Below are 6842 nucleotides of genomic sequence, written 5' to 3'. Positions count from 1 at the left end.
AGAAGACTACCCAAAACCTCGCGCGCAGTGGCAAGTTTCAGGATACGTTGCGAGATATGATCGTACGAAACTAGACAATTAGGCCGTATGTGGAAGCGTGGAGCTCTCCTGCGATGTCTGTGGACCAGCGAGCTCCCTTATCAATGTCTTCGGAAGAAACATACGGTTCAATACTTTGTATGACCGAGGGAAGCCAATCTCTCAAAAGCACAGCTACTTTGTGGCTTGTAGGGCCTGACCAGCTAATAAATACTTTCATTGGGTCCTCTATACGAGAGTTCTAACGAATAGCGTTTATCAGCCGCAGCGGAAACGGTTGATGAGACGGCTGCATCATGGCGGCGGATAAACCTTGTTGGACTGAACCGCCTCAATGGCGGCGACTATGGGGATTGTAAGCGGGCTGTATTCGGAGTCAATGGACTTTCCGGTATGAATGAAAGGCAAGTCGGGCGTTTGGGTGGTTTTTTGTGTTCAAGCCCGGCGGGCAGTGGCCGCCCGTGTGGTTTTTGTGTCTTGGCTGTCTGGTTTTTCCAGTGCGCTGGCAAGCGGCCCGTCAGGATGCAGATGCCGACCTGGCAACAGCGGCAATACACCCAGTTCATCCGCTCCACCCGGCGCAGGAAGTCGGCGGCAGATTCCACGATGACGGGATCGGGTTCCGGGACGGACAAGGCGGCGCGTGTCTGCTCCAGCTTTACGACTTTGCCGGCCGGACCCGACAGACCGTAGTGACAGATACGTTTGAAGCCGCTCGGCAGGATGTGTAGCAAGAAGCGGTCGAGAAGTTATACCCACGATCCGGGATCGTGGCGGGGTAGGCCTGCAAAGCCCGCTGGATCGCTTGCATACTGCAAATTTTTCCGGGCCTTAACTTCCTTCGCTAGATATTATCTTGCTGCGGATCTATTGATTCCAATTGGGGAATAATCCCGCCGCATCAGCTATTTTTATCTTGCTTCACCCATGAATGACTGGCTTGCAGACGAAGCAAAGACTTCGGATCTACTATACGGAAAGCCAGAAAGCACAGATGTGGGGCGCTGGCGAAAGGGTGAACATGCCCACCAGCATTCGCATTGAGGACTGATCGAAGGGGATGGTGAAGCGGAGGAATCCGGTTTTTACCAAGACCAGGCGTTGCAGCCCCGGGTGCGGGGCTGCATGGCAGCGATTACTTGCGCGCGAATTTTTCGGCAAGTTTCTGCAGTTTTTCCTGATGTTCACGCGCGGCAGCCTCGGCGGCTTCAGCAGCAAGCTGCGCCTTGCGCTCTTCGGCTTTCTTCTTGAAATGCGTATGCAGGGTTTGTGCGGCCAGCGTGCGCTGTTCTTCGGCAACTTCCCCGGCAGCACTGCCATCCAGATTGAAGCGCGTGCTGGCGGTTTGCAGCGATTTCAAATAGCGCACCGATTTGGTGTGGATGGCCAGTGCACCGCGCAAGAGCTTGCGGTTGATCTCGGGCTGCACGGCGATCAATTGCTTGTCGATGCCGATGGCCAGAGGCTGGCATTCGCGGATAACCGGGAATTCCTGTTGAAGCTGCTTGAGTACACTGCGGGCGGTTTGGGTTGGCAAAGCGGGTGAAGTCGATTCGGTCATGATGTACTGCGATAAGTTGAACGACGCAATACTAGACGTTGTCGGCGCAAGACTCAAACCCGGATTGCATGAAAGGCACTGCCTGTTGGTGTTTTGCCTATGCTGAACGCGAAGCCATGCTGGAAAAGTGTGTGGCCGGCATAAATTTGCCAGAATGACCCTTATTCCGAGAAATGATGCCTGGTTTGCTGTATCAGGTCGCTTGTTTGTAATGGGAGAACTCGCCATGCAATACCGCCGTTTGGGCAGCAGCAATCTGCAAGTCTCTGTGCTTTGTCTGGGTACGATGATGTTCGGTGATCAGACCGATGAAACGGAAGCTGCCCGGATTGTGGCCTCGGCCCGTGAACATGGCATCAATTTCATCGATACCGCCGATTCCTACAGCCTGGGCGCTGCCGAAGAAATGCTTGGCCGCCTGCTGGCTGGCCAGCGTCACGATTGGGTGCTGGCGAGCAAGCTTGGCAATACCATGGCCGATGCGCCCAATCATGCGCATTACTCGCGCAGCTGGATCATGCGCGAAACCGACCATATCCTGCGCCGCCTGGCAACCGATCACCTGGATATTCTTTATCTGCATCGTGATTTTCATGGAGAAAACCTCGAAGAGCCGGTGCGGGCAGTGGGGGATTTGATTCGTGCGGGGAAGATTCGTTATTTCGGCGTATCCAACTTCCGTGGCTGGCGGATCGCCGAAATCATCCGCCTGTGCCGTGAGCTGGGGGTGCCGCAACCGGTGGTCTGCCAGCCGTATTACAACCTGCTCAATCGCGGACCCGAGGTGGAAATTCTGCCGGCGTGTGCGCATTACGGTCTGGGCGTGGTGCCCTATAGCCCGGTGGCTCGCGGTGTGCTGACCGGCAAATATCTGCCGGGCCAGGCACCGGCAGCCGGTACGCGCGCGGGCAGGGCGGATCGACGCATCATGGAAACGGAGTTTCGCGAAGAATCCCTGCATATCGCGGCGCAACTCAAGGCGCATTGTGATGCTCGCGGCATTCTGCTTGGCCAGTTCGCCACTGCCTGGGTGCTGGCCAATCGGCTGATCAGCAGCGTGATCGCCGGGCCGCGCACGCTGGCGCAGTTTGAGGACTATTACGCCGCAGCGGATCTGGCGATCAGTGCGGAAGAGGAAGCATTGGTCAATGCGCTGGTTGCACCGGGACACGCTTCAACGCCGGGCTACAATGATCCTTCTTACCCGTTCTTTGGCCGGATCGTTGCTGAGTAAATTGCAACCGACCCCGTTTGTCATGGCTGCCGGCGATCAGTAGTTCAGATTCTGCGCGAAATTCGGCTGCCGGCCCTGCTGGATATCCTGAATCCATTGATCCAGCGGGTTGCGCGGATAGCTCCAGAATTTCTTGCACAGTTTCAGGTACTGAATCACGGCTTCCTTTTCGCCATGCTCTAGCAATTCCTTGGCGAGGCTCATGTTTGGCCCGAATGAGGACAGCGTACCGCCGCCCGAGACTTGCGCGGACTTGAGCAGGTAAGCCTTGGCCTGGGCGAGGTTATCCTGTTGCAATGCCAGCCTGCCCAGCACCGTATTGCCAGTGTGGACGGCATTATCGTATTTCGGATCCTGGGTGTGCTTTGCCGTAATGGCCAGCAATTCCTGGGCGTATTGGCTGGCTTTGTCGTTAGCCTCGGCGGCCAGTGCGGTTTTGCTTAGTTCTGCCAGTTGATGGGCGCGATGCTCCGCATCCGCTGTTTTTGCTACGCCTTTTTCCAGTTGCGCCAGCGATTTTCTCGACCAGAGCAGTTTTTCCTCGCGCGTGGCGGAAGCTGTGCTTTTAAGGCTATAGAGTTGACCCAGTATGGCTGCCCAGTTGGCGTTGGCAGGCTCCAGGGATTGCGCCTTCAGCAGAAATCTTTCGGCGACCTCGCTGTAATCCTGCTGGCTCAGGCGCATGGCCCGCAGCATCAGGCCATATTGGCCCAGTACGGCACCCGTGGTGCCGATAAGCAATGGGTTGCTGGATTCGTCGACCTGCTTGAGTGCATGCTGGGCGAATGCGCCATTTTGTTCGGTCTGGCTGGCGGATATCGGAATGCCATTGGTGTTGAGGCCATCGATGCCCAGAATGCCCAGTGTATAGAGATAGCCCAGGCGCGTGGACCAATCCTGCTGTTGCGGATAAAGGTTCGCACCTTTTTTCAACAGGGTTTCGGTGAGCGGTTTATCGTGCAATTGCAGGAAATTCGCGGCATGCAGCAGGACCAGCGGTTTATCCGGCATGGCATCTGCCTGTTTCAGCCATAGCGCCCTGGCTTGCTCATAACCCGTGCGATCAGCCAAGGCATGGGTGCTGGGCGCAAGCAGGGCTTCACCCAGGGAGGCAAGGGTTGAATCCGGTTGGTGCTGGATAATCCACAGGATATGACGGCGACGCGCCTGAATGATGGCAGGCTTGCCCAGATCCTGCTGGGCGCGGTGATAGTAATAGCCGAGCAGGCGTGCCCTTGCTGCCTGATCTTCCGGGTTGGTCTTGAGCTGTTTTTCCTGCGCAGCAGCCTGTTCACGGCTCAGGCTTCGGCCTTCGCGCGCAAGGTTTGGCAGGAAAATCTTGCCACTTGGCGGTGATGCGGGAGCGGGCCTGATTGTTTTCTGTTGGCTAAGATCCTTGCGTCGCCAGTTGTCAGCAGTGGCCTGGTCAGCCGCCACGCCCTCGCCCCGTTCATACATATAGACCAGCATATCGCGCGCTTTGCCATGGCCTTGTTCTGCCGCCTGGGTGAACCACTTGATGGCCTCCGGGCCATTTTTCTTCATGCCCCAGCCATACAGATGCATCTTGCCCAGATTGAATTGCGCCGTAGCATCTCCCGCTTCGGCGCTTGGGGTGAGTTCCCGCAGCGCGGTGGTGTAATCACTCAGTTCCAGGGCGTGCAATCCGGATTTCAAATCGGCCCAGGCAAACGTAGCGCATAAAGCGAATAGCCAGGTAACGAGCAGTCGGCGTTTCATGATGCGGACTCCATGCAAAGCATGCATGGTTCATTTTTGCAGCAGGGGCGCGAGCTTGTACGTGCGGCTGCCATGGAAATGTGACAGGCGGAATTTGCTCGCGAAACGTACGCAAATGCAGATACGCAAGGAATCCGATACCGGAATTGGGGGGGCTAATCGAAAACGGATTGGGTGAAACTGGAGCGGGAGACGAGTCTCGAACTCGCGACCTCAACCTTGGCAAGGTTGCGCTCTACCAACTGAGCTACTCCCGCTTGGAGTGGCTCCCCGACCTGGGCTCGAACCAGGGACCTGCGGATTAACAGTCCGTCGCTCTACCGACTGAGCTATCGAGGAACATCTGTGAAGGGGGCGAACTATATCCGAATACTTTGCCCATGGGAATACCTTCGCCCGATTTTTTTCTGGCAATTGCAACGCGCCTGTTACCATTGCCAGCTCTTGCCCAATCCCATTCATGCCATGCCGCAAACCCTCGCCAGCCCAGTTCATAGCGAACTGCTGATCAAGAAAAGCCGCTTTATCGGATGCGTGCAACCGATGACGGATCGCACCGAAGCGCAAAAAGTGGTGGCGTCCTTGTGGGAGCAGCATCCAAGTGCCGCACATGTGTGCTGGGCCCTGCTGGCCGGCGGGCAATCGGCGGCGGTTGATGATGGCGAACCGAGCGGCACCGCCGGGCGGCCGATGCTCGATGTGCTGCGCCATCAGGATATGGAAGGCGTACTGGCCACGGTGGTGCGCTATTTCGGCGGCGTGAAGCTGGGCGCGGGCGGTCTGGTGCGTGCCTATACCGACAGCGTGGCATCGGCCTTGCTGCAGGCCGAGAAAATACCCATCGTGCGCCAGCGGCACCTGCGCTGTGCTGTGCCCTATGCGCTGGAAGGGCTACTGCGCCGCGAGATCGAACAGGCAGGCGCCCAGTTGCAGCAAGTCAGCCACGGTGAACGCGTGGAGCTGGCATTCAGCCTGCCGGATGTTTCGGCAGAGCGGTTACTGCAGCGACTGAGCGAAGCCGGGCATGGCCGTATCGACTGGCTCGATCCGGACACACTGGCGGCCGGGTAGTCGAGACGCATGGCCCATGCCGGGAGAGTGGGCCTTGCGGTGCCAATCATGCCGGAAGCGGCAATTCTACCCAGTGGTTATCCAGTGCCATTGGTTCCGGCCAGGGCAACAGCAACGGGGAAAGTTTCGGATGCCAGTGCCCCAGCCCCAGTGCGCCGGCCATGGCCACGCCGCCTTCTGTCGATGCCACCGGACTGATGGCGCAGGCTTCACGCAATTCGGCAATCACCTGCAGTTTTTCCGGCTGGTCGTAGCGCCACCATAGTGCCTTGCCGGCTTTCTGTGCCGTCACAACAAAGCCGCCCAGTGCCGGGGCGATATCGGCACCGTAGCCGGAGACTTGCGCTTGCGGACTGGGTAGTGAAAGCGATTTGCCATCCCACAGTGCCAGTACCGGGGCGCGATTGCGCAGGGATTCCTGATCGTGCTCGCCCTGCAGCGCAATGCCCAGTACCGGGGTCTCGCCTTCCAGCGTGTTCCAGGCCATGTGGCGCAGGCTCAGACGTGAATCGGGCAGGCGCCATTGGCCCAGCAGCTTGCCGGTTTTTGCATCCAACCGGACCAGCGATGAATCCATGCGCTCCAGATTCATTTTGTTGATGCCGTCTGGCGTACGGGGCACGCCGCCGTTGGCCAGGATGATCTGGCCCTGGGCATCGGTCAGCAACTGGTGCGGGTCGGTGCCAAAGGTGCGCCATTCGTCGACCTTCTTCAGTGTATGCAGATCGCGCACCCCAACCCAGCCTTCGCTGTTGCGTGGGTCGACTTCGGTGGTGAGCAGATTGCCGGCCAACGGGTTAAGAATCACGTGCCCGCTGAAACGGCGCTCGCCCGGTTCCTGGCGGATATCGATCTGCTGCATGATCTTGCCATCCGGCCCCATGCGCAGCAGCCAGGTGCCGGGGCGGTAGGCCATGGCCAAGAGGCTGCCATCGGCTTCGGCAAACAGGCCGTGCGCGCGGCTTGGAATCGGTTGGGCCGCATGGATGCGGATGCTTTGCTTATCCCAATCCACATCGAGCATGCCAACCATCTGCTGGCTGTCGCTGGCCGGGCCGCGCCAGGCGGCACCCAGCCGGAATTGCGCGCGGCCACCCATTGGCAGCAGCGACGTGCTGCCAAAAGCCAGGGCCGGCAAGGCCCCGACTGTCATGGCGCCGGCGAGCGTTTGCAGGAATTGCCGCCTGTGCATGCCGA

The 6842-nt window shown here is 58.4% G+C and carries 5 protein-coding genes and 2 tRNA genes; 2 read left to right on the top strand and 5 right to left on the bottom strand.

Annotation, left to right across the window (positions count from 1 at the left end):
* Positions 1 to 1174: 1174 nt before the first annotated feature.
* Positions 1175 to 1600 carry a ProQ/FINO family protein gene (locus AC0KVQ_RS06935; protein WP_473420415.1) on the bottom strand — a complete coding sequence of 142 codons (426 nt, stop codon included), beginning with the start codon at positions 1598 to 1600 and terminating at the stop codon, positions 1175 to 1177.
* 226 nt (positions 1601 to 1826) lie between these two features.
* Between AC0KVQ_RS06935 and AC0KVQ_RS06930 the strand changes: the two genes are divergently transcribed.
* Entirely contained in the window at positions 1827 to 2834 is a 1008-nt protein-coding gene (locus tag AC0KVQ_RS06930) for an aldo/keto reductase (RefSeq protein ID WP_473420414.1), read from the top strand.
* A gap of 36 nt (positions 2835 to 2870) precedes the next feature.
* On the opposite strand, the gene AC0KVQ_RS06925 is transcribed toward AC0KVQ_RS06930, so the two are convergent.
* From AC0KVQ_RS06925 to AC0KVQ_RS06915, 3 genes are all read right to left on the bottom strand, one after another.
* Complete coding sequence (locus tag AC0KVQ_RS06925; protein ID WP_473420413.1) at positions 2871 to 4574, bottom strand: tetratricopeptide repeat protein; 1704 nt, start codon at positions 4572 to 4574, stop codon at positions 2871 to 2873.
* A gap of 181 nt (positions 4575 to 4755) precedes the next feature.
* Positions 4756 to 4831, bottom strand: a tRNA-Gly gene (locus tag AC0KVQ_RS06920).
* A 6-nt stretch (positions 4832 to 4837) separates the two neighbouring features.
* Positions 4838 to 4913 (bottom strand) — tRNA-Asn (locus tag AC0KVQ_RS06915).
* 126 nt (positions 4914 to 5039) lie between these two features.
* Between AC0KVQ_RS06915 and AC0KVQ_RS06910 the strand changes: the two genes are divergently transcribed.
* Positions 5040 to 5645: an IMPACT family protein gene (locus AC0KVQ_RS06910; protein WP_473420412.1), complete on the top strand. Its 606-nt coding sequence runs from the start codon at positions 5040 to 5042 to the stop codon at positions 5643 to 5645.
* 46 nt (positions 5646 to 5691) lie between these two features.
* Here the strand turns inward: AC0KVQ_RS06910 and AC0KVQ_RS06905 are convergent, their stop codons facing one another.
* Positions 5692 to 6837, bottom strand: coding sequence for a DUF1513 domain-containing protein (locus AC0KVQ_RS06905; protein ID WP_473420411.1), 1146 nt, complete (start codon positions 6835 to 6837; stop codon positions 5692 to 5694).
* Positions 6838 to 6842 lie beyond the last annotated feature (5 nt).

The sequence above is a fragment of the Formivibrio sp. oc-25 genome (genome assembly GCF_055810895.1).
The sequence above is the reverse complement of the archived record's forward strand: the minus strand, read 5'-3'. Positions and strand labels throughout refer to the sequence as shown.